Here is a 19,297-nt window from a genome sequence, read left to right as displayed (position 1 = left end):
GTTGGGCGGAAGAACTTGTTCCGTCCACTTTATTATCTGTTTAATCAGTGAGCAGGAAAAGCCGTTAGATCCTGGCCTAAAGAAGTAGCTGTTAACTTTACCTTAATACGGGCTCAATTCTTCCCCTAAGATTATCGGTATAGGCCAGATTTCCATCCGTCGTGATTACGGCAGCCTCGATATCCTTCATATTATTAACTTTATGAATAATGGAGACCGCATCTAACCCAAATAATTCTGTAGTATATATATCGCAGTCGAGTGATCTATCCGCAATAATCGTTAAAGAAGCGATATTACTTTCGATTGGATAGCCTGTTCCGCTGTTAAATATATGATGGTACTGACCCCCTTTCTTCTCTAAAACTCTCTCGTATATTCCTGATGTAACGACGGATTGCTCCCGTATACTAACGAGTGCTGCTGCATTTCCTCTAGGTAAAAAGGGATTTTGGATTCCAACTTTCCAGTGACTGGACCCGGTGGGAGAATCGCCATGAACCAGAACATTGCCGCCCATATCGACCATAGCTGATGTAGCTCCGTTTTTCTTGAAAAATGACATAACTTGATCAGCAAAATAACCTTTAGCGATCGCTCCAAGGTCGATTTCCATGCCTTTTTTGAATAAATGGACCGTTTGCAGCTCATCGTCAAGCTGTATATGCTCCGGATTCAAGAGTTCCAGCACCGCTTTAATCTCTGTATCCTCCGGCACATGTGCCTCGCGGAAACCAATTCTCCACAATTTGATCAAAGGCCCTATCGCAATATTTAAAAATGAATCTTTATTCAGGCTGTGTTCTTTGCCTATCTTAATAAGATCATACAGTTCCTTGTCTACTCTAAGCGGATGTGATGCGGCTTCTTTTTTTAGCAGGGCAAGCTGCGATTGCTGACTGTTGGCACTAAATACTTGTTCATAACGGATGAGCATATTCACGGCTTCCTCGGCAAGCTCTTCAGCATCTGTCCCCTCGATATAGAGGGATATGTTCGTTCCCATGAGCGGTATCGTTCTCGTAAAAGCTTTCATGATAGCCTCCTATATTGCACATTGTTGTCCGTGATTGAGAAAAGTATGGATGAGGTCATGATCCACGCTATTCAACTTTTTTTCTCCATGATGGGCTATAAAATAATCCAGACTCATCTTCTCTACAGGGATAGGATAGATGTTGTATTCCGAAGGGCACTCCTTGATATGGATGCTTTCAGGCACAAAAGTCAGACCTAAATTATGCTTTGCAAGCTTGAGTACAGTGTAGATTTCATTGCTTTCCATAACGATATTAGGCTGTACCTTATAGACACTGAGCAATTGATCAATCTGTTTTCGGATTGCCGAACCTTTGGACGTTAGAATAAGCTTTTGATTCAAAATGGTGCTGATCTCAATTGTGCCCTCCGGGATGACTGCAACATTCTCTTGATATAATTCGCAGCAACGCGGAATGATGGCCTGGTAACTGTGCCTGCCCCAGTTAAACGAGTTCAAGTTAGGGGAGATACTGCTTGAATTTTGCCCGATCCAGAAGTCCAGCTCATTATTTTGGAGACGTTTCTCATTTTTTTCAGGTAAATCCTCGACAAGATTAATTTTATAAGCAGGATGAAGCTCCAGAAAATCTGGTAAAAAAAGGGGCGTTAAGTACACACCGAGGCTCGGAAGAATGCCGATCCGTATCACCTTATTGCCAATATCCGATACATATGAGATTTCCCTAATAAGCTTGGCGTAGCTGTTTTCGAGTGAAGTTAAGTATTGATAATATATTTTCCCCTGCTCGGTTAATCGGTACGGAAGTTTGTTGCGAGTGATTAGCTCACAGCCCAACTCAATTTCGATTTTCTTGATGACCTTTGTGAGGTAGGGCTGAGATATGTAAAGGGATTGTGCAGCCCTGCTATAGTTGCTGTATTTTAATAGGCTGTCAATGTAACACAAGATATCTTGAGATTCTAACTTAGACATGTTCCTCACCACTTGTGAAAAAAGTAACAAACTTTGAATTTGAGGTGATTATAACAAATTAGTTATCAAACTGCAATGAATAACTATTAGATCATTTGAGCTTTGATATGTTAGAGTTAGGCCGAAAGATTGAGCCTGACAGTTACGAGCATCATCTCGAATGACAGAGAGGGGATTACGATGAACTATTTAGCTATCGTGGGCACAAATTCGGATGTGTCAACTAACCGCATGCTGCTTCAATTTATGCAAAAGCATTTTGCTAGTGAAGCCCAGATTGACTTGTTTGAAATTAAGGATTTGCCTGCCTTTATTGAAAAAGATGAATTAGAGGATGCTGAAGTTGATATTCCTGTGAAGGTACAAGACTTATTAGATCAAATTTCTAAAGCGAAAGGTGTCATTATCGCTACTCCTGAGTATGACCATGCAATCCCTGCCGTTCTGAAAAGTGCGCTGGAATGGATCAGTTATACCACTCAAACCTTGAAAGACAAGCCTGTTCTGATTGTGGGTGCTTCACATGGTGCGCTCGGTTCTTCCAGGGCACAAGCGCATCTTAGACAAATCCTGGATTCGCCTGAGCTTGGTGCGAGAATGATGCCTAGCAGCGAGTTTCTTTTGGGAAAATCCCAGAGTGCATTTGATAGCAGTGGTAATCTCATTGACGCTCAAAAAGTGGCCGAGCTTGACGAAATCTTCAATGAGTTTGTTTTGTTTACGGAGATCACTACGGAACTGTTATCCAAAAGGACGTTGAAGAAAAAAACGAAAAAATTTTCCTGGCAAGAGTAGGGGGCTAATCACAATGAAAATCATAGCGATCGTTGGCACAAATGCAAAGAAATCGTATAATCGCAAGCTGCTTCAATTCATACAAAAGCATTTTGAGTCCAGAGCAGCCATTGAAATCCTCGATATTACAGATGTTCCGATGTTTAATCAGTCCGATAACCAAACAAACAGTGTAATTATACAATCGTTTAATGAAAAAATTATCGCAAGTGATGGTGTCATTATTGCGACTCCAGAATATAACCATTCCATCCCTTCATCCCTTAAAAGCCTGTTGGAATGGTTGAGCTTTGAAATCCATCCGCTGGCTGGCAAACCCGTGATGATCATAGGTGCGTCACAGGGAACACAAGGTTCCTCGCGTGCACAACTGCATCTTCGTCAAATCCTGGATGCACCAGGTGTCGAAGCTAACGTGATGCCAGGGTATGAATTTTTGCTTGGCAGCGCACATAAAGCATTTGACGAATCAGGCAACCTGAACAATGAAGGAACGATCGATTTCCTGGAAACATGTTTCCTGCGGTTCCTTCGGTTTGCCAAAATTTCAAATCAGTTGAACGAAGAAGAAGAATTCACTTATAATCCCGGTGTGTATGAGATCAATGCTATAGGTCACAGTGGCAATCTGCCGATGAAGGTATCCTTTAGTGAAAATAGAATTGAAAGCATCGATATCGATTCGAAGGGTGAAACCGAAGGCATCGCCGATGTTGTTTTTGTAAGAATTCCGAATAAAATCATTGAGGGACAGACACTTAATGTAGATGCTCTCTCAGGTGCTTCTGAAACCAGTAATGCTGTCATCAATGGTGTAGCCAAAGCGGTTAAGCTTGCCGGAGTGAATCCTGACATCCTGAAAAGACGTCCAAAACCTGCTAGCAGCCAGATGAAAGATGACGAAGAATACACTTGCGATGTGGTCGTTGTAGGTGGAGGTGGCGCAGGACTCAGTGCTGCTGCTACAGCTTTACAACAAGGAGCAAGTGCGATTGTACTTGAGAAATATCCTGCTGTTGGGGGGAATACGATCCGCTCAGGTGGTCCTGTCAATGCTGCAGATCCTGTATGGCAACAACAGTTCACTGAGAATCCAGGGGAAAGACAGACGATTGAGAATTTATTAAGTACCGATGAGAGCTTGATCCATCCAGAATATGTAGATGATTTCCATGCACTCAAAGAAGAGTTTACTGCGTATCAGGATAAGTTCGGCACAGAAAAGGCTTATTTATTCGACTCCCCACTTCTTCACAGAATGCAAACGTATTTTGGGGGCAAACGTACAGACCTGAATGGGAGCATGATCTATGGACAATACGATTTGGTCAAAGTACTTACAGACCGTGCCTTGGAAAGTGTAACGTGGCTTGAGGATATCGGGGTTGAGTATGATAAGAGTATCGTATTTGCTCCAGTGGGTGCCCTTTGGCGTCGCGGCCATAAACCAGTCAAAAGTTATGGCTCTGCCTTTATCATTGCACTTAGCAAATATGTAGAAGAGCATTCAGGAAAAATTATTACAGATAGCCCGGTCAAACAATTGATCATCGAAGATGGAAAAATAACAGGTGTTATCGCAACAGGTGTCAATGGTCAGAAAATTACCATTCATGCTAAAGCGGTTGTGCTTGCTAGTGGTGGTTTTGGTGCAAATACACAGATGCTCAAGGAATATAACACGTACTGGAGCCATATTGACGATGATATCAAAACAACAAATTCCTATGCGATGACTGGTGATGGAATATGGCTTGGTAAGAGTGCGGGAGCAGCGCTGACAGGCATGGGCTTCACTCAAATGATGCCGGTAGCCGATCCGGATACGGGCGAACTCTTCAGTGGACTGCAAGTACCGCCTGAAAACTTTGTCATTGTTAATAAAAAGGGAGAACGATTTGTTAATGAATTCTCTGGACGAGATGTCTTAACGAAAGCAGCTATCGAGCAGGGAAGTTTATTTTACCTGATTGCGGATGACGAGATCAAGAAAACGGCAGCGAACACAAGCCAGGAAAAGATAGACCGTCAAGTCGAAGCAGGTACCTTGTTCAGAGCCGACACCATAGAAGAACTGGCAGTGAAAATCAATATGGAACCTGAAGTTCTTAGAAATACGATTGAAAAGTATAACTCATATGTGGATGCTGGTTTTGATCCGGAGTTCCATAAGGATACGTTTAGCTTAAAAGTCGAGAAGTCTCCATTCTATGCCACTCCTAGAAAGCCGGCAGTTCACCATACCATGGGCGGAATTAAGATCGACACCCAAACCCGCGTATTGGATGAAAATGGTCAGCCGATTGCACATCTGTATGCGGCTGGGGAAGTTGCAGGAGGTATACATGCAGGCAACCGTTTAGGCGGTAATGCCTTGACGGATATCTTTACTTTCGGACGAATCGCTGGTAAGACTGCTGTTGATGAGATGAATGATTAGAATGTAACCTAAGAAATATATATCACTCCAGGTTCCATATGTAAAGAACCCGCTTAACACAAGGATTTTCGAGTGTTTTGCGGGTTTTTTCGATGTGGAAATGGTTTGGTTTTGTGGTCGTGGTAATACGAATGTTCTCAGACCCCAAACCAAGCCCGGTGAAGGGCATATACGCCTTCTGTAATATCCTCAATACTTAATCCACCAAAACCAATCTGAACCATGGATTGCTCCGCTTTAGCTGGTTGCGCCCAAAAGGGGGATACCGGGTAGACCTGAACACCTTCCTTCTCAGCAGTAGCAATCAGCTTGTGTTCATCCATTCCGTTATGTACACGCAACAAAATATGAAGTCCTGCATCCTCACCAATGATGGTAACTTGAGCACCCATCATCTTCTGAATCATTGAAATAAGTGTGAATTGCTTCTGTCGATATACCTTCCTCATCTTGCGAATGTGGGCTTCCCAATGTCCATTACTCATAAACAGCTCTAAGGTGTTCTGCTGAAAATGAGAGACCGTTTGATCATATAATCGGTAGTCTTGTTTACGGTGTAGCTCTAACATGGTCTGTGGTAGAACCATATATGCAATTCGTAATGAAGGAAGAAGGCACTTTGAAAATGTCCCCAGGTAAACGGTTCGCTGTTGAGTATCCAGGCTTTGCAGGGAAGGTATCGGTTTGCCGACATATCTGAACTCACTATCATAATCGTCCTCAATAATGATCCCATTCTGATCTGTTGCCCATTTTAGTAATTGCATTCTCTTGGCCAGCGGCATGACCATTCCATAGGGGAACTGATGTGACGGTGTAATGTAGACGATGCGGGAATTGCTTTTGTATAACTTATGGATATGAAGACCATCTGCTTCCAGCGGAATAGGATGAATGTTTAGACCTTTATGTTGAAAAACCGTCCGAACACCGTCATATCCCGGGTCTTCCATCGCGATACCATGACTAACGTTATCTATTAATCCAGATAACACACCGAGCAGGTATTGAACACCAGCACCAATTATAATTTGATCAGGTGAACAATTTACTCCCCTAGAGCTGTGCAGGTAAATTGCAATTTCAGATCGAAGTCCCGGTTCTCCAAGAGGATCGCCATAAGAGAACAACTTCATTTGGTTCTGGAGCAAGCTCTGATTGGATAACTTGCGCCAAGTGGCAAATGGAAAATGCTCGGCATCTACGTCACCATAACGAAAATTGTATCGAATCTCAGGGCTATCCTGAATACTGTTTTCCAACCAATTTTTACTCACTACATGGGACAGGGGCAATGCTTCCAGCTTCAAATCCATTATGTATAAGCCACTTCTAGGTCTGCTCTGGACATAACCTTCGGCTAATAACTGTTGATAGGCCATATCGACTGTATTACGGCTAATGTGGAGGTGACTGGATAGTGAACGAATAGAGGGAAGACGACTATCGGCTGGTAACTTTCCGTTCAAAATATCTTTCTTAATATAGTGATAAAGCTGAGTGTATAACGGATCTCCAGACTCTCTGTTCAACAATAATGTCAACTCAATCATGCTAATCCTCCTTGTTGCCAGAACTGACCCTATGATTTTGTTGAGAGTTGTCACTACTTATGGGGTCAATCGATGGTTACAATTATATCAGTTCCGGTCGAATTGAAAAGATATCAGTGCACTGGATTACTATTGTTGTAGGAGGAGAAGGAATGAACAAACCTATAGATGTTATGGAACGAATAGAAAATCCGTCAACACAAGCGGTGGAAAACTTCAATCAACACCCTGGTTTCTGCCGTATGTTTGCCCCAGACCAATTAACAATAGGGCTGTTTTTACCACTTAAATTCTATAAAGGACACATGGATGTTCTAAAAGGTCAAGCTGACCTTGTGGAAAGCATTGATCAACGCAATTTTGCAGCCGTATGGGTGCGAGATGTCCCTTTATTTGATCCCGGCTTTGGAGATGCTGGACAAGTATTTGACCCATTTGTCTATCTAGCCTATCTTGCTGCAAGAACCAAAAACGTCTCCCTAGTAACAGGAAGCGCGATCTTCACGCTTCGCCATCCGATTGATTTAGCCAAGGCAGCTGCATCCATTGATGTACTCTCGGGCGGACGACTTGTGTTAGGGATTGCTTCTGGCGACCGACCTGCTGAGTTTCCGGCATATGGGATAGATAGGGAGCATCGTGATGTGCGATTCCGGGAGACGGTGGAGTTTTTCCGTGAGCTTATACAGGATAGAACTGGCGCAATTCAATCTTCTCTTGGTCAATTGAAAGGCTTGAATTACTCCCGAAACCAGCAGCTGGTGGTATTCCGCTCGTTGTGACAGGCTCAAGCAGGCAGTCTTTAGATTGGATTGCGAAGAACAGTGACGGCTGGCTTACGTATCCCGAAGCAACGGCAAACGAATCCGGTCCTCAGATGCTTGGCCATAAGATTAGTGCCTGGCGTGAAAAAATACCTAATGGCATGTTCAAGCCGCATATGACCAACGAATGGATTGATCTTGTGGAAGATGTCAATTATCCGCGAACACCACTTCGTGGCGGATACATATTACGTACAGGTCGGGCAGGTTTGATTCAGCTTTTGGAGGAATGGCGAGCGGTGGGAGTTAATCATGCTGCACTAGGCATTCATTTTTCGAGTCGGCCTCCTGCTGAGGTGATTCAGGAGTTGGCAGAGGAAGTATTGCCGCTCTTTCCTACGCATGTGGGTCCGAAGCCGTTGTTTACAGGGTGGTAGAGCATAAAATTATTGCCTGATGACACAAGTGGCTTTTCTCCGCATTTCTGTTAACGATCAGAAGAGTATCGATCCGCTGACAGCGATAAGGTCAGGGGTTCGATCCCCTAGGTACCATAACGAAAAAGACGTCATTACGAAATATATTATGGCGTTTTTTTCGTTATGGATTGTTCAGGTAGCGAATGCGTAGCTTAGTCCGCGTGCGTGCATGAAGCTGTAAATCGACTCGATACAGCAGATCAGGAATGATGCCAAAGGTATGACACAATCTTTGTGTAAGCGCTTTAATTTAATATAGACAAGGGATGTCGACGGTGATAATATTGTTTCTATAAGAAACTATATTGTTCTTATCAAATATAATTATAAGGACTTCATTCTTAAGTATACGAATAACGCCCTGTGCTAAAGAATTTTAATTGTTTGGTGCTTGAGCGTAACGAGAGGGATGGGAAATATTATGAGTATAATTGAAACAACAATCGAATCTTTTGACGGTACTAGGCTGTATTCTAGTAAGAATTTAGTTAGTGATGCCAAGGCAACAGTAGTCATTGTTCATGGACTAGCTGAGCATGCAGGGCGCTACGATTATTTGACAGAGAAGCTGAATCAGCGCGGGTTTAGCGTGTATCGCTTCGACCATCGTGGTCATGCCAGATCCGAGGGACAGCGTACGTTCTATAAAAAGTTTGATCATCTTATTGAAGATGTCCATGTCATTGTCGAGGCGGCATTGCAAGAGAGCGGTGATCTTCCGCTGTTTGTCATCGGACATAGTATGGGCGGTTTTGCAACCTCGTCCTTTGGAACGAAATATCCAGGCAAGGTCAAGGGCATCGTACTATCCGGAGCGCTCACTCGTTACAATACAAAAGTTGCCGGAGAACTGCCGATGGAACTTCCTACAGGCACGTATTTCCCGAATGAGCTGGGCAGCGGCGTATGCAGTGATCCCGCAGTTGTATCCGCTTACGCGAATGACCCACTGGTTGAAAAGCAGATCTCTGTAGATTTATTTAACTGTCTGGGAAATGGAATAACATGGCTCAAGGAGAACGCCAAGCAGTTTACAGATCCCGTGCTTGTTCTGCATGGGGCCAATGATGGACTGGTCAGCGAAAAGGATTCCCGTGACTTTTACGGCGATATCGCTTCAACTGATAAAACACTCAAAATTTATGCTCATCTGATGCATGAGATCTTTAATGAACCGACTCGTGATGATGTTATTGAAGAAGCAATTACATGGATTGAAAAACGGATCTGATTTCAGTAGAGTAAGAGAGAGAATCTGAATATGAAAGGAATTACGCATGAAATTAGATTGGATGGGCGATCATCGGGAACTGATTGAGAAAATTATCAAATACGGTAATGCGTACTCGAACACCTATAAGCTGCAGCGAAGTTATGGTACAGACATGATGTTCTCGGCTTCACAGATTCAGACGCTGGAATACATTCTGGAAGCCGAGGACAAGGAAGAGAAGATGTCGGAGATGGCCGCACGTCTGGGTGTAAGCCGCAGTACATTTTCCAAGAACGTGAAGAATCTGACGGAAAAAGGGCTGCTCGAAAAATTTCATTTAAGCGGTAACCGCAAAGACATTTACGTCAAACCTTCGGAGAAAGGTCGCGAGGTATATGCGAAGTATACCGAATTTGTAAGGGAGCTTTGCTTTGATGAGATTTTCAAGTATGCAGATCAGATTTCAGAAGCGGATAAGCAGAACTTTGTTCGCATCATGGATCTGTTTGCCGACGTGCTCGTCTGGTATGGTGAAAAAGAACAGGAAGCGCGCAAGTTAATCAGAATTGATTCCTCTGAAACGCAACCTTGAAATTTAAGGCAACAGCCCATTCCCTCCGCGAATGTCCGTCATACAGTATAAAGTGCTTGATGCAGCAGAGGCTGTAGGACAATTATTCAGCAGGGAGTGGGATGTGTGAAATCATCAACAAAGCTTACCGGACGGGTTATTTATAAAGGAGATCCGGGATATGAAGCGGCGCGCAAGAACTGGGACCCGCATACGGACAAATTTCCCAAAGTGTTTGTATTTGCCCAACGGACGAAGGATGTATCCAATGCTATCCGATGGGCTCGTGAAAACAATGTACCGATCAGGCCGCGGAGCGGCAGACATGCGCTTGAAGTGAATCTTTCACAGGTGAATGGCGGTATCGTGATTGATGTGAGTGATCTGAATTCCATCAAGCTTGATAAAAAAAATGGAACGGTTGTTGTTGGAACAGGAAACCGAGTGGGAAGAATTGCAAATACCCTTGCCAAGCAAGGTTTCATAGCTCCTTTTGGTGACAGCCCTACTGTAGGGATCGGTGGAATTACATTAGGTGGGGGAATTGGGCCTCTCCAGCGTACCATCGGTCTTATCAGTGATAACCTGCTTGAAGTGGAGATGGTGGACGCCAAAGGAAAAGTGATTCGGGCCAATAAAAATCGTAATTCGGATCTCTTTTGGGCCTCGCGGGGAGGGGGCGGTGGTAACTTCGGAGTATACACCCGCTACAAATTCAAAGTGCGCCGTGCTCCAGCGAAAGCAACTGTATTTAAGATTACCTGGCCATGGGCTCAATTCGAAAAGGTGCTCAAAGTATGGCAGAGGTGGGCTCCCTCTGTGGATACAAGACTGGGCAGCGAGTTGTCCATCGGACCGAAAAAGGGTGGCAATGTCGTCATGGAGGGGCTGTTCCTAGGGTCAAAAACAGAGGCACTCCGTCTATTGCAGCCGATTACAAGTGTTGGCACACCGACAAGTTCCATTGTTCGTTTGTTACCTTACACGGAAGTTGTGAAGTTCTTATTACAACCTGATCCGACCGAGACTCAACGGTATAGCAACCAGTTCTCGTCCGGTTTTGGACGAAAACCATTCCCCGACAAAGCCATTAAATCGATGCGCGCCTTCTTGGAGAACCTGGAAGAGGGGCCAGGCGGATTCTATTTCCTCAACTGGGGCGGAGCAGTAAGTCGCAAATCACCTAGATCAACCGCCTTCTTCTGGCGTAAAGAGAAGTTCTATGTGGAATGGACCAGTACGTGGCTCAAACCATCCCATGCCGCCAAAAATATCGCACTCGCTCGTAATACTCGCAAGAAATTGCAACCATACATTGTGGGTTCCTACATCAACGTTCCAGACCAAGGGATCAAGAATTCCGGTCCAGTGTACTATGGAGCCAACTATGCCAGACTGCGGAGAGTTAAAGCCAAGTATGACCCGAAAAATGTGTTTAACAATCCGCAAAGCATTACTCCTGCTCGGATAGTGTAAGGTAGAGCCATTCATTTTTTAATAGCAGCTAGTGCTAATTAGAAGTTAAATTCATCTGTGTATTATTAATAATAAAGACACGTCTTTTATGGCGTGTCTTATTGATATTTATGGTAGTATAGATGCCAAAACGATATATGAAACGATACAGTTGCTGTTCGACCCTTGAATGGAGGTTTGGCTCATGTATGCACCGATCTTATCTACGAAATTAACTATTCCAGTTCAGCGCTCCCATGTAGTGGATCGTCCCCGCCTGTATGTCCGTTTCGGCGAGGGGATGCACGCTAAACTCATACTGGTCTCTGCTCCTGCAGGATCAGGAAAAACAATAGTAGTCAATCAATGGGTTAAGTCTTCTTCAATAGATACAGCTTGGCTTTCGCTGGAAGAAGCAGATAACGATCCTTCACGTTTTTTGACATATCTATGTGCTTCGTTACAGACGATTGTCCCCAAGCTTGCTGAAGGAATCATGGGATTTGTTCAATCTTCCGAGCCGCCACCGATCGAGACCATTATTACATACCTTCTTAATGAAGTCTCTCAAATAACAAATCATTTTGTACTTGTTCTGGATGATTATCATCTCATGACTTCAGAAGTGATCCATCAAGCGCTTGTCTACTTACTGAGGCACATGCCCCCGCATATGCATATCGTCATGACTACGCGTCAGCAACCCAAGTTACCTTTGGCTCGACTGCGGGCAAAGGGGGAATTGATTGAGATACGTGGTAGTGATCTGCGTTTTACTTCTGCCGAAAGCAGTGAGTTTTTGGATCGGGTCATGGGATTGAAACTTTCAGAGGAACATGTTGCTCTCCTTGAAAAGCGAACAGAAGGCTGGGTTGCCGGGTTGCAGTTAGCGGCCTTATCCATGCAGGGTTCTTCTGATCCAAATCACTTTATGGAAACGTTCAGTGGCAGGGACGCATTTGTACTGGACTATCTAATGGAAGAAATATTACAAGGGCTAACCGAACAGGTACAGAATTTTTTGTTGAAAACGTGCATGTTGGATCGATTATGCGGTTCATTGTGTGATGCGATCTTTGATATAGATGAACCAAAGGAACATGAATCCGTTGATTTTACCGGACAGGACATGTTGGAGTGGCTGGAGCAAGCCAATCTTTTCATCGTTCCCTTGGACAATGAGAGGCGATGGTATCGTTACCATCATCTATTTGCAGATTTATTGCGTAAAAGAGTACACCAGAATTCAAATTACGCCGGTACAGCTGAGAACGATTTGTGTGTTACTGAGATACATAAGCGAGCGAGCATCTGGTATGAGAAGCATCAAATGGAGCTGGAGGCTTTCAATCATGCTGTAGCTACGGCAGATACTCATCGGGCATCGGATCTGTTGGAAGGTAAAGGTATGCCACTTCTTTTTCGCGGGGGTGCTGCTCCTGCCTTGCAATGGTTGAGTTCTCTATCCTCAGCAGAAATGGATTCAATACCTTCCCTATGGGTGATGCATGCGGCTGCGTTATTAGTGGCAGGACATATGATAGACGTCGAATCCAAATTGCAGTCTGCTGAACAAGCGTTACAAAATACGGAACCTGAAAAGATCAATTCTGATCTCATCGGACATATCGCTTCCATCCGAGCCACGCTGGCTGTCAGCCGGCACGATGCGGATACGATTATTACGGAGTCACTTCGAGCACTCAAATATTTGCATCCTCATAATCTGCCCATTCGTGCAGCAACAGCCTGGACATTAGGATATGCATACCAGCTTCAGGGGGAACGTGTGGAAGCTGAATTGTCCTACCTGGAATCATTAGCTAACAGTATTAAGATCGGACATCATATCATCAACATGATGGCGACACTGGGCTTGGGGAATATACAGGAATTCAACAATCAACTACATCTGGCAGCTGAATCCTATCAGCAGGTGGTACATATGGCAGGTAAGCCACCGCTACCCATTGCATGTGAAGCCCATTTGGGTCTGGCGCGAGTGCATTATGAATGGAATAACCTTGATGAGGCGATGTTGCACGCTCAACAGAGTGTGCAGTTGGCACATCAATTTGTCCAAACGGACAGGGTTGTTGCAAGTGAGTTATGGCTCGCCCGAGTGACGCTTGCGAAGGCGGATCTTCATAAAGCCGCTATCATGTTAGATAGAATCAACGAAACGGCCCAACAGTTAAATTTTACAAAGGCGATCCCTGATATTACTGCTGCATACGTTCTTGTGCTCCTTCGTCAGGGCGATCTGAAAAAGGCAATACGATTATCATGGGACAGAAATCATGCGCTTAGTCAGACCAGAGTATTGCTGAAGCAGGGGAACACCTTGGAGGCACTTGGTATGATGGAATCCTGTCTTCGCTTGGCCATAACCAAAGGCTTCAAGGATGAACAGCTCAAGGCAACAATCCTTCTGGCGGTTATTCATGAGGAACATGGAAATAGAAAACAAGCTATCGAGCTCCTGAATGAGGCCATGATGATGGCAGAGCCGGCAGGCTTCATTCGTGTATTTGTAGACGAAGGTGTTGTTGTGCACAGCCTTTTGAAGAGGATAACAGTACGCGGTGACTCACATTTATATCTGCTTCAATTACTGGGTGCATTTGATGAAGCTGAGGACAACAGAATAGAAATGATTTGGGAAGAGTCAGAGGTATATCCGTACGTTTCTGAACTACGAATTGATCCGTTAAGTGTGAGAGAGCTCGAAGTATTACATCTCATTGCGCAGGGAAGATCCAATCGGGAGATTAGTGAGATACTTCATATCGCACTGCCTACCGTGAAAGGACATAACCGGATTATTTTTGACAAAATGCAGGTGAAGCGACGAACCGAAGCAGTTGCAAAAGCACGTGAATGGAAACTCCTGTAACGGGTGTATCCTTGAAACGATACTTAAGTATCTAGGGGCCGAACCCACTTCCCGATATACTCATGGCAAACAGGAACATATGGGGGAAAGATATGAGAGCTATCATATGTACGAAGTATGGATCACCAGATGTGTTGCAGCTTAAAGACATAGCGAAGCCATCACCCAAAGATCATGAGATTCAGATTAAAATACACGCAACAACTGTAACCTCCGGGGACTGCAGAGTTCGTGGTTCCAATGTTCCGTTTCTGTACTGGGTACCGATGCGTCTTTTTTTGGGATTCCGAAAACCTCGAAATTCGGTCCTGGGCGTAGAGTTGGCAGGAGAAGTTACGGCAATTGGCAAGGAAGTAAAGCAATTTAAGTTAGGTGATCAGGTGTATGCCATCAATGGATTGTCTTTTGGTGCCCACGCTCAGTATATATGCCTCTCCGAAGAGGATCCAGTCGCTCTGAAACCGCTCAACGCAACGTATGAGGAAGCAGCAGCAATTCCGTTTGGTGGAACTACCGCCTTATATTTTCTGCGCAAAGGAAACATTAAACGGGGAATGAAAGTGCTCATCTATGGAGCTTCGGGAGCCGTAGGAACTGCTGCTGTACAGCTTGCGAAATATTTTGGAGCAGAAGTGACGGGTGTATGCAGTACAACGAATGTGGAGTTCACGAAGTCACTTGGTGCCGAGCATGTTATAGATTATATGAAGGAAGACTTTACAAAAACAAGTCAGCGGTATGATCTGATATTGGATGCAGTTGGAAAAGTCTCGAAAGGTCAGTGTCGGCACCTATTGGCACTTAACGGCACATATGTCACTGTTGAGGGGCAAGGTATCGCAAGGGTCACTGCAAAGGATATGATACTTCTTAAAGAGTTGATGGAGGCTGGTGAGATGCAAGCGGTGATTGACAGACGTTATGCCTTGGAGCAAATTCAGGAAGCTTATCGTTATGTGGAAACAGGACGAAAGAGGGGAAATGTTGTGATTACGGTCAAACATGAGAACTAAGTGGCAGTGTGTCCTTTTTGAGTTGGAACGGAACCTAACGTCGTACAATTAGCCAACCTATTTGCAAACAGTCCTTATGAGATACACGAGGCCACCAAGTAACTGTGAATCTGAAGTGAACTTATTTTCAAAAGAACTAAAAAGCCGCCCTCGGTCATATGACCAAGAGCGGCTTCTTCACATGTTAAATACGCACGGCAGTTAAAGCGCTATTAAGCTTTAACTTGTTCTCCAGCAAATACTTCAACGTTCATTGGAGCGGCCATGAATGCTGCTGCTTGTTGAACAAAAGCTTGGAAATGCGCGCTTGTGTTGTGGGAAGCTGTAGCAGCTTCATCTTTCCACAGCTCGATCATCGTGTATTGTTGTTCGCGTTCTGTGCTTTTTGCCAAATCGTAGCTGATGTTACCTTCTTCTTGACGTGTTGCAGCAATCAGTTCTTTCGCAGCTGCGAGGAATGCTTGCTCTTGGTCCGGTTTAATTTGCAGATGAGCGTGAATGATAATCATAATGTATAACCTCCATATTGTGTTTGTTTGGAATGTGTTAAGAATGGGGAAACCGTCCCTGATATTATGCCCAAGTTGTGATGGTTTCTACAGGCAGGCGGTAGGATGGGTGACCTTCTTTGGCCGATTTACCGATCGAGATCAACATAACCGCTTGATAACGCTCTTTGTCCATGCCAAATGCTTCTGCGATTTGGTCTTTTTCGTAACCACCGATTGGGTTAGTATCATAACCGTGAGCACGTGCTACAAGCATTAATTGCATGGAAGCAAGTCCAGCGTCGATCATATTAACTTCGCGAATAGCGGAAGCAGGCATATTTTCATAATAAGGCAATACTTTTGATAGTTGCATATCTTTAACTTCTTGTGGCATATAACCGAGTTCTACGGCTTTGCCAAAAATTTCTTCCATATGTTCCGCGTTTTTCATGTCAATGAATACGCCAATGACTGCGGAGGAAGTCAACACTTGATTTTGATTAAATCTCGCAAGTGGAGCAAGCTTTTCTTTACCTTCAGTTGTATCTACAACCAGAAAACGCCAAGGCTGCAAATTGATCGAAGATGGTGCACGGGAAGCTTCTGACAGAATTTCAGTCATTTCTTCACGGCTAATTTTCACTTCAGGATCGTAAAGTTTAACAGAACGACGACCGTAGGTGATTTCGTTAAAATCATTGGTTTTTTGGAATTTGCTTTGAATTGTACTCATGCATGGATCTCTCCTCTATATATGGGTTTAGAAATTGTTCTGCATACGTTCCAGGAAATCGGCGAGTGATTGAACTTCGTCTTCACTGAAATCCTGTAAAATCTGGTTGATAAAATTGGTCTTCTCAGCTTTGTAGCCTTCAATCTGCTTCCGACCGTGGTCCGTCAAACGAACAAAAGTGACCCGATTATCATCGGGATTCTTACGTCTTGTAACCATCAGGTCCGCCTCAAGTTGCTTCAAGTGGCGTGTAATCGCAGCACTATCAATGTTAATGATTTTCTGCAGCATGGATTGGTTAATCTCATCGACCTGATCCAGCTCATGCAGAATTTCAAAGCGAGAGGAACTGATACCTGTACAGCGTTCGAACTTGGGACTGAGTTTGTTACCCAACACGTTCAACAGATTGATGATTTGTTCTTCTTTGGAAACAATACGTGTCATGACTAGACCTCCCGGGTGAATCTGAATCATGAACAACGGCGTATGTTAACCAATGATTAATGTTGCAGTATACAATGCCATTGCCTAATGATTATTTGGATGCTCTCGAATCATTGATGTATCAATATTTGATGCGTCAATCATTGATGGCTCAATTAATATATCATGCCTTTTATGATTTTGCAACAGGTTAGAAAATGTTGCTGATTCTAGCGTTATTATCCCGCTACGTATACATTGCAGTCCATATATGTTGTCCAAATGGGTAAGTTAATATTGATTGTGCATGTTATTGAGAATTGTTATCAATTGATTTATAATGAAATGAAATATACATACTGAGCGAAAATTACAGGCTCTTCATAAAGAGTAGCAAGAAGGTATGTCGATGTAATATGGCGGGAGGGAAAGTACAGCGGATATGAATTTGAATGATCACATCAGGTTGTGGAATCATGTTTTTGTCAAAATACTGGATGTACGCCAAAACGCTTTGCATCCTGGGGAGAAGTTGAAGAATTATCAACTACCAGCAAGTACCTATCTATATATCACCGACGGAAGTGCACGGATACGAATGGATCAACACAGATACATCGTGGAGGGATTCCACATCATTCATGGAGGCAAGCAGGCGTATTTAAATATGGAGACGGATTCGGGCGTGGCGTATTATATGATTTTGTACAAAGCCATCCTAGCCTTGCCCTGTGGGATGGAAATTCAGTATCTGATGGACCATGAACGTCCGTTTCAGGACCAATATGCACTTGTACCAACCCGTCCGCTACACATGTATCAGTGTATGGAGGAATTGAAACAGGAGTGGGAGCAGTCTACTAAGCTTGCAAAGTTACATGCCAAAACCTTATTTCATCAATGGGTATATCTTTTATTGACAGACTTACACGAACAATCCATTCAGCCACATAAACCGGATACGGTCACACAGGCTATTGAATATATGAATGCTCATCTCCATGAGCCCATAGCTCTTGACGTAATGGCAGAAGCAATGGAATGCAGTGTGGGGCACTTGTCGAGGCTGTTCAAACAAAAGTTAAACATCAGTCCCATCCAGTATCTTGGACAGATTCGAATGGAGAGGGCCGCACATCTTCTGGTGCATACCAGTGCAACGCTGCAACAGATTGCAGAACAGATCGGCTATCCGGATGCACATTCACTGAGCCGTAGCTTCAAAAAAATAAAAGGGCTTTCTCCAATTCGCTACAAAAAAGGAGTAAGCCAACGGTTAAACAAGTCGAAACACCCATTGGTATTGAACAACAAGCAAGATTTGCCCAGTGTAATGCAAGAAAATGCCCTTCATTCGTTACATTCCCATCTATATAATGATATTGATTATCAATATCAAAAGAGTGTTGGAGGGGAATTAATAATGCAAGGAAAATTCAAAATGACAGCACTAAGCATGATGTTGTGTCTCACGCTATTGCTCACGGCCTGTTCCAGTCCAGCGCCGTCTGCAAGTGGTACGCAAACAGAGACCAATGCGACTACTACACAATCGGGTAACCAGGCAACGGAGGCAGGGAAATCGACTGCACAGCCGGAGACGCGGACCGTCTCTACAATGAGGGGAGATGTGGTAATCCCGGCCAATCCGCAGCGTGTTGCTTCAGATCAATATATGGGGTACCTGCTGAAACTGGGCATAGTACCGGTTGGTGTAAGAACATTTATGCTGAACGAAGGATGGATTGAAAAGTCTGGCATTGCTACTGATGTTATAGCGGGTATTGAGGATTTGGGAGGAGAGTTCCCAATGAATCTGGAGAAGTTAGTGTCACTTGAGCCGGATCTCATCATCGGTTCCATTGATAAAAATATTGAGGATTACGAAAAAATTGCAACGACCGTCTTTTTACCTTATTGGGAAGGTGATAAAACTTCTGGCCCATTGGAAAAGCTGCGCCGGATTGCTGGTGTTTTTGGAAAAGAGAAGGAAGCAGAGCAATGGATCACGACATATGAAGAGAATATCGAAGAGACTAAGAAGCAGATTGATGGTGTAATTAAAGAAGGCGAGACTGTATCCATCATACAAATAGGGTACAAAGCGTTGTATGTACTTGGTGCAGAAGGCGGGAACTATGGTAGTTCCACGATCTATGAGATGCTGAAACTGCCTCCAACTCAGCAAGCACTCGAAATGAAGGATGGATTCGAGACGATCTCCCTTGAAGTACTGCCTGAGTATATGGGAGATCATATCTTCTTATATGGTTCGGGTAGTGAGGACGCCAAAGAGATCCTGAACAGCGAGGTTTGGAAACGTCTGCCTGCTGTGCAGAAAGGACAAGTCTACACCTATGGTTCCTTGGATGGTACAGAGGATGAGTTCGTCATGGAAGATCCCTATTCACTGGAGTTGCAGTTGGATAGTATAAAGAATTTACTATTGGGAGCTGAAAAATAGAGTGTAATCAGTTCACATAGAATCGGATC

Annotated in this window: 16 protein-coding genes; 10 read left to right on the top strand and 6 right to left on the bottom strand. The window is 44.0% G+C overall.

Annotated features, from left to right (window positions below; translation table 11 throughout):
• Positions 1-97: 97 nt before the first annotated feature.
• Both MHI01_RS08830 and MHI01_RS08825 read right to left on the bottom strand, forming a co-directional pair.
• Positions 98-1,036, bottom strand: a complete 939-nt coding sequence (locus tag MHI01_RS08830; protein ID WP_340982953.1) for an FAD:protein FMN transferase — start codon at positions 1,034-1,036, stop codon at positions 98-100.
• A 9-nt stretch (positions 1,037-1,045) separates the two neighbouring features.
• Entirely contained in the window at positions 1,046-1,975 is a 930-nt protein-coding gene (locus MHI01_RS08825) for a LysR family transcriptional regulator (RefSeq protein WP_340389916.1), read from the bottom strand.
• Positions 1,976-2,155: 180 nt separating this feature from the next.
• Between MHI01_RS08825 and MHI01_RS08820 the strand changes: the two genes are divergently transcribed.
• Positions 2,156-2,770 carry an NADPH-dependent FMN reductase gene (locus MHI01_RS08820; RefSeq protein WP_127544281.1) on the top strand — a complete coding sequence of 205 codons (615 nt, stop codon included), beginning with the start codon at positions 2,156-2,158 and terminating at the stop codon, positions 2,768-2,770.
• Positions 2,771-2,783: 13 nt separating this feature from the next.
• On the top strand, positions 2,784-5,210 hold the full coding sequence (locus MHI01_RS08815) for a flavocytochrome c (RefSeq protein ID WP_340982952.1): 2,427 nt from the start codon (positions 2,784-2,786) through the stop codon (positions 5,208-5,210).
• 137 nt (positions 5,211-5,347) lie between these two features.
• On the opposite strand, the gene pdxR is transcribed toward MHI01_RS08815, so the two are convergent.
• On the bottom strand, positions 5,348-6,763 hold the full coding sequence (gene pdxR / locus MHI01_RS08810; protein ID WP_340982951.1) for a MocR-like pyridoxine biosynthesis transcription factor PdxR: 1,416 nt from the start codon (positions 6,761-6,763) through the stop codon (positions 5,348-5,350).
• A 152-nt stretch (positions 6,764-6,915) separates the two neighbouring features.
• Between pdxR and MHI01_RS08805 the strand changes: the two genes are divergently transcribed.
• From MHI01_RS08805 to MHI01_RS08775, 7 genes are all read left to right on the top strand, one after another.
• Positions 6,916-7,545, top strand: coding sequence for an LLM class flavin-dependent oxidoreductase (locus MHI01_RS08805; RefSeq protein WP_340982950.1), 630 nt, complete (start codon positions 6,916-6,918; stop codon positions 7,543-7,545).
• Positions 7,542-7,964 (top strand): hypothetical protein, encoded by a 423-nt coding sequence (locus tag MHI01_RS08800; RefSeq protein ID WP_340982949.1) that lies wholly within the window; start codon positions 7,542-7,544, stop codon positions 7,962-7,964. Before MHI01_RS08805 ends, MHI01_RS08800 begins: the two co-directional genes overlap by 4 nt.
• A 463-nt stretch (positions 7,965-8,427) precedes the next feature.
• Positions 8,428-9,237 carry an alpha/beta hydrolase gene (locus tag MHI01_RS08795; RefSeq protein WP_340982948.1) on the top strand — a complete coding sequence of 270 codons (810 nt, stop codon included), beginning with the start codon at positions 8,428-8,430 and terminating at the stop codon, positions 9,235-9,237.
• 46 nt (positions 9,238-9,283) lie between these two features.
• A complete protein-coding gene (locus MHI01_RS08790; protein WP_047842333.1) occupies positions 9,284-9,811 on the top strand; it encodes a MarR family winged helix-turn-helix transcriptional regulator in 528 nt (175 codons plus the stop codon).
• Positions 9,812-9,916: 105 nt separating this feature from the next.
• Complete coding sequence (locus MHI01_RS08785) at positions 9,917-11,266, top strand: FAD-binding oxidoreductase (protein WP_036609785.1); 1,350 nt, start codon at positions 9,917-9,919, stop codon at positions 11,264-11,266.
• A gap of 184 nt (positions 11,267-11,450) precedes the next feature.
• Positions 11,451-14,141 carry a LuxR C-terminal-related transcriptional regulator gene (locus MHI01_RS08780; RefSeq protein WP_340982947.1) on the top strand — a complete coding sequence of 897 codons (2,691 nt, stop codon included), beginning with the start codon at positions 11,451-11,453 and terminating at the stop codon, positions 14,139-14,141.
• Positions 14,142-14,233: 92 nt separating this feature from the next.
• Positions 14,234-15,154 carry an NAD(P)-dependent alcohol dehydrogenase gene (locus MHI01_RS08775; RefSeq protein WP_340982946.1) on the top strand — a complete coding sequence of 307 codons (921 nt, stop codon included), beginning with the start codon at positions 14,234-14,236 and terminating at the stop codon, positions 15,152-15,154.
• 212 nt (positions 15,155-15,366) lie between these two features.
• On the opposite strand, the gene MHI01_RS08770 is transcribed toward MHI01_RS08775, so the two are convergent.
• The 3 genes from MHI01_RS08770 to MHI01_RS08760 form a co-directional block, all read right to left on the bottom strand.
• A complete protein-coding gene (locus MHI01_RS08770) occupies positions 15,367-15,663 on the bottom strand; it encodes a putative quinol monooxygenase (protein ID WP_340982945.1) in 297 nt (98 codons plus the stop codon).
• Between the two features lie 64 nt (positions 15,664-15,727).
• Complete coding sequence (locus MHI01_RS08765; RefSeq protein ID WP_036670026.1) at positions 15,728-16,378, bottom strand: nitroreductase family protein; 651 nt, start codon at positions 16,376-16,378, stop codon at positions 15,728-15,730.
• A gap of 27 nt (positions 16,379-16,405) precedes the next feature.
• Complete coding sequence (locus tag MHI01_RS08760) at positions 16,406-16,825, bottom strand: MarR family winged helix-turn-helix transcriptional regulator (RefSeq protein ID WP_036609779.1); 420 nt, start codon at positions 16,823-16,825, stop codon at positions 16,406-16,408.
• 421 nt (positions 16,826-17,246) lie between these two features.
• Between MHI01_RS08760 and MHI01_RS08755 the strand changes: the two genes are divergently transcribed.
• Positions 17,247-19,268 (top strand): AraC family transcriptional regulator, encoded by a 2,022-nt coding sequence (locus MHI01_RS08755; protein WP_282322038.1) that lies wholly within the window; start codon positions 17,247-17,249, stop codon positions 19,266-19,268.
• The last annotated feature ends 29 nt before the right edge of the window (positions 19,269-19,297 follow it).

Source organism: Paenibacillus sp. FSL M7-0656, assembly GCF_038003225.1.
Classification (GTDB): Bacteria; Bacillota; Bacilli; order Paenibacillales; family Paenibacillaceae; genus Paenibacillus; species Paenibacillus amylolyticus.
The sequence above is the reverse complement of the archived record's forward strand: the minus strand, read 5'-3'. Positions and strand labels throughout refer to the sequence as shown.

What these genes read in the sequence shown, in the direction of transcription:
- MHI01_RS08830 (WP_340982953.1), bottom strand. Translation starts at nt 1,036, where the DNA reads ATGAAAGCTTTTACGAGAACGATACCGCTCATGGGAACGAACATATCC.
- MHI01_RS08825 (WP_340389916.1), bottom strand. Translation starts at nt 1,975, where the DNA reads ATGTCTAAGTTAGAATCTCAAGATATCTTGTGTTACATTGACAGCCTA.
- MHI01_RS08820 (WP_127544281.1), top strand. Translation starts at nt 2,156, where the DNA reads ATGAACTATTTAGCTATCGTGGGCACAAATTCGGATGTGTCAACTAAC.
- MHI01_RS08815 (WP_340982952.1), top strand. Translation starts at nt 2,784, where the DNA reads ATGAAAATCATAGCGATCGTTGGCACAAATGCAAAGAAATCGTATAAT.
- pdxR (WP_340982951.1), bottom strand. Translation starts at nt 6,763, where the DNA reads ATGATTGAGTTGACATTATTGTTGAACAGAGAGTCTGGAGATCCGTTA.
- MHI01_RS08805 (WP_340982950.1), top strand. Translation starts at nt 6,916, where the DNA reads ATGAACAAACCTATAGATGTTATGGAACGAATAGAAAATCCGTCAACA.
- MHI01_RS08795 (WP_340982948.1), top strand. Translation starts at nt 8,428, where the DNA reads ATGAGTATAATTGAAACAACAATCGAATCTTTTGACGGTACTAGGCTG.
- MHI01_RS08790 (WP_047842333.1), top strand. Translation starts at nt 9,284, where the DNA reads ATGAAATTAGATTGGATGGGCGATCATCGGGAACTGATTGAGAAAATT.
- MHI01_RS08780 (WP_340982947.1), top strand. Translation starts at nt 11,451, where the DNA reads ATGTATGCACCGATCTTATCTACGAAATTAACTATTCCAGTTCAGCGC.
- MHI01_RS08775 (WP_340982946.1), top strand. Translation starts at nt 14,234, where the DNA reads ATGAGAGCTATCATATGTACGAAGTATGGATCACCAGATGTGTTGCAG.
- MHI01_RS08770 (WP_340982945.1), bottom strand. Translation starts at nt 15,663, where the DNA reads ATGATTATCATTCACGCTCATCTGCAAATTAAACCGGACCAAGAGCAA.
- MHI01_RS08765 (WP_036670026.1), bottom strand. Translation starts at nt 16,378, where the DNA reads ATGAGTACAATTCAAAGCAAATTCCAAAAAACCAATGATTTTAACGAA.
- MHI01_RS08760 (WP_036609779.1), bottom strand. Translation starts at nt 16,825, where the DNA reads ATGACACGTATTGTTTCCAAAGAAGAACAAATCATCAATCTGTTGAAC.
- MHI01_RS08755 (WP_282322038.1), top strand. Translation starts at nt 17,247, where the DNA reads ATGAATTTGAATGATCACATCAGGTTGTGGAATCATGTTTTTGTCAAA.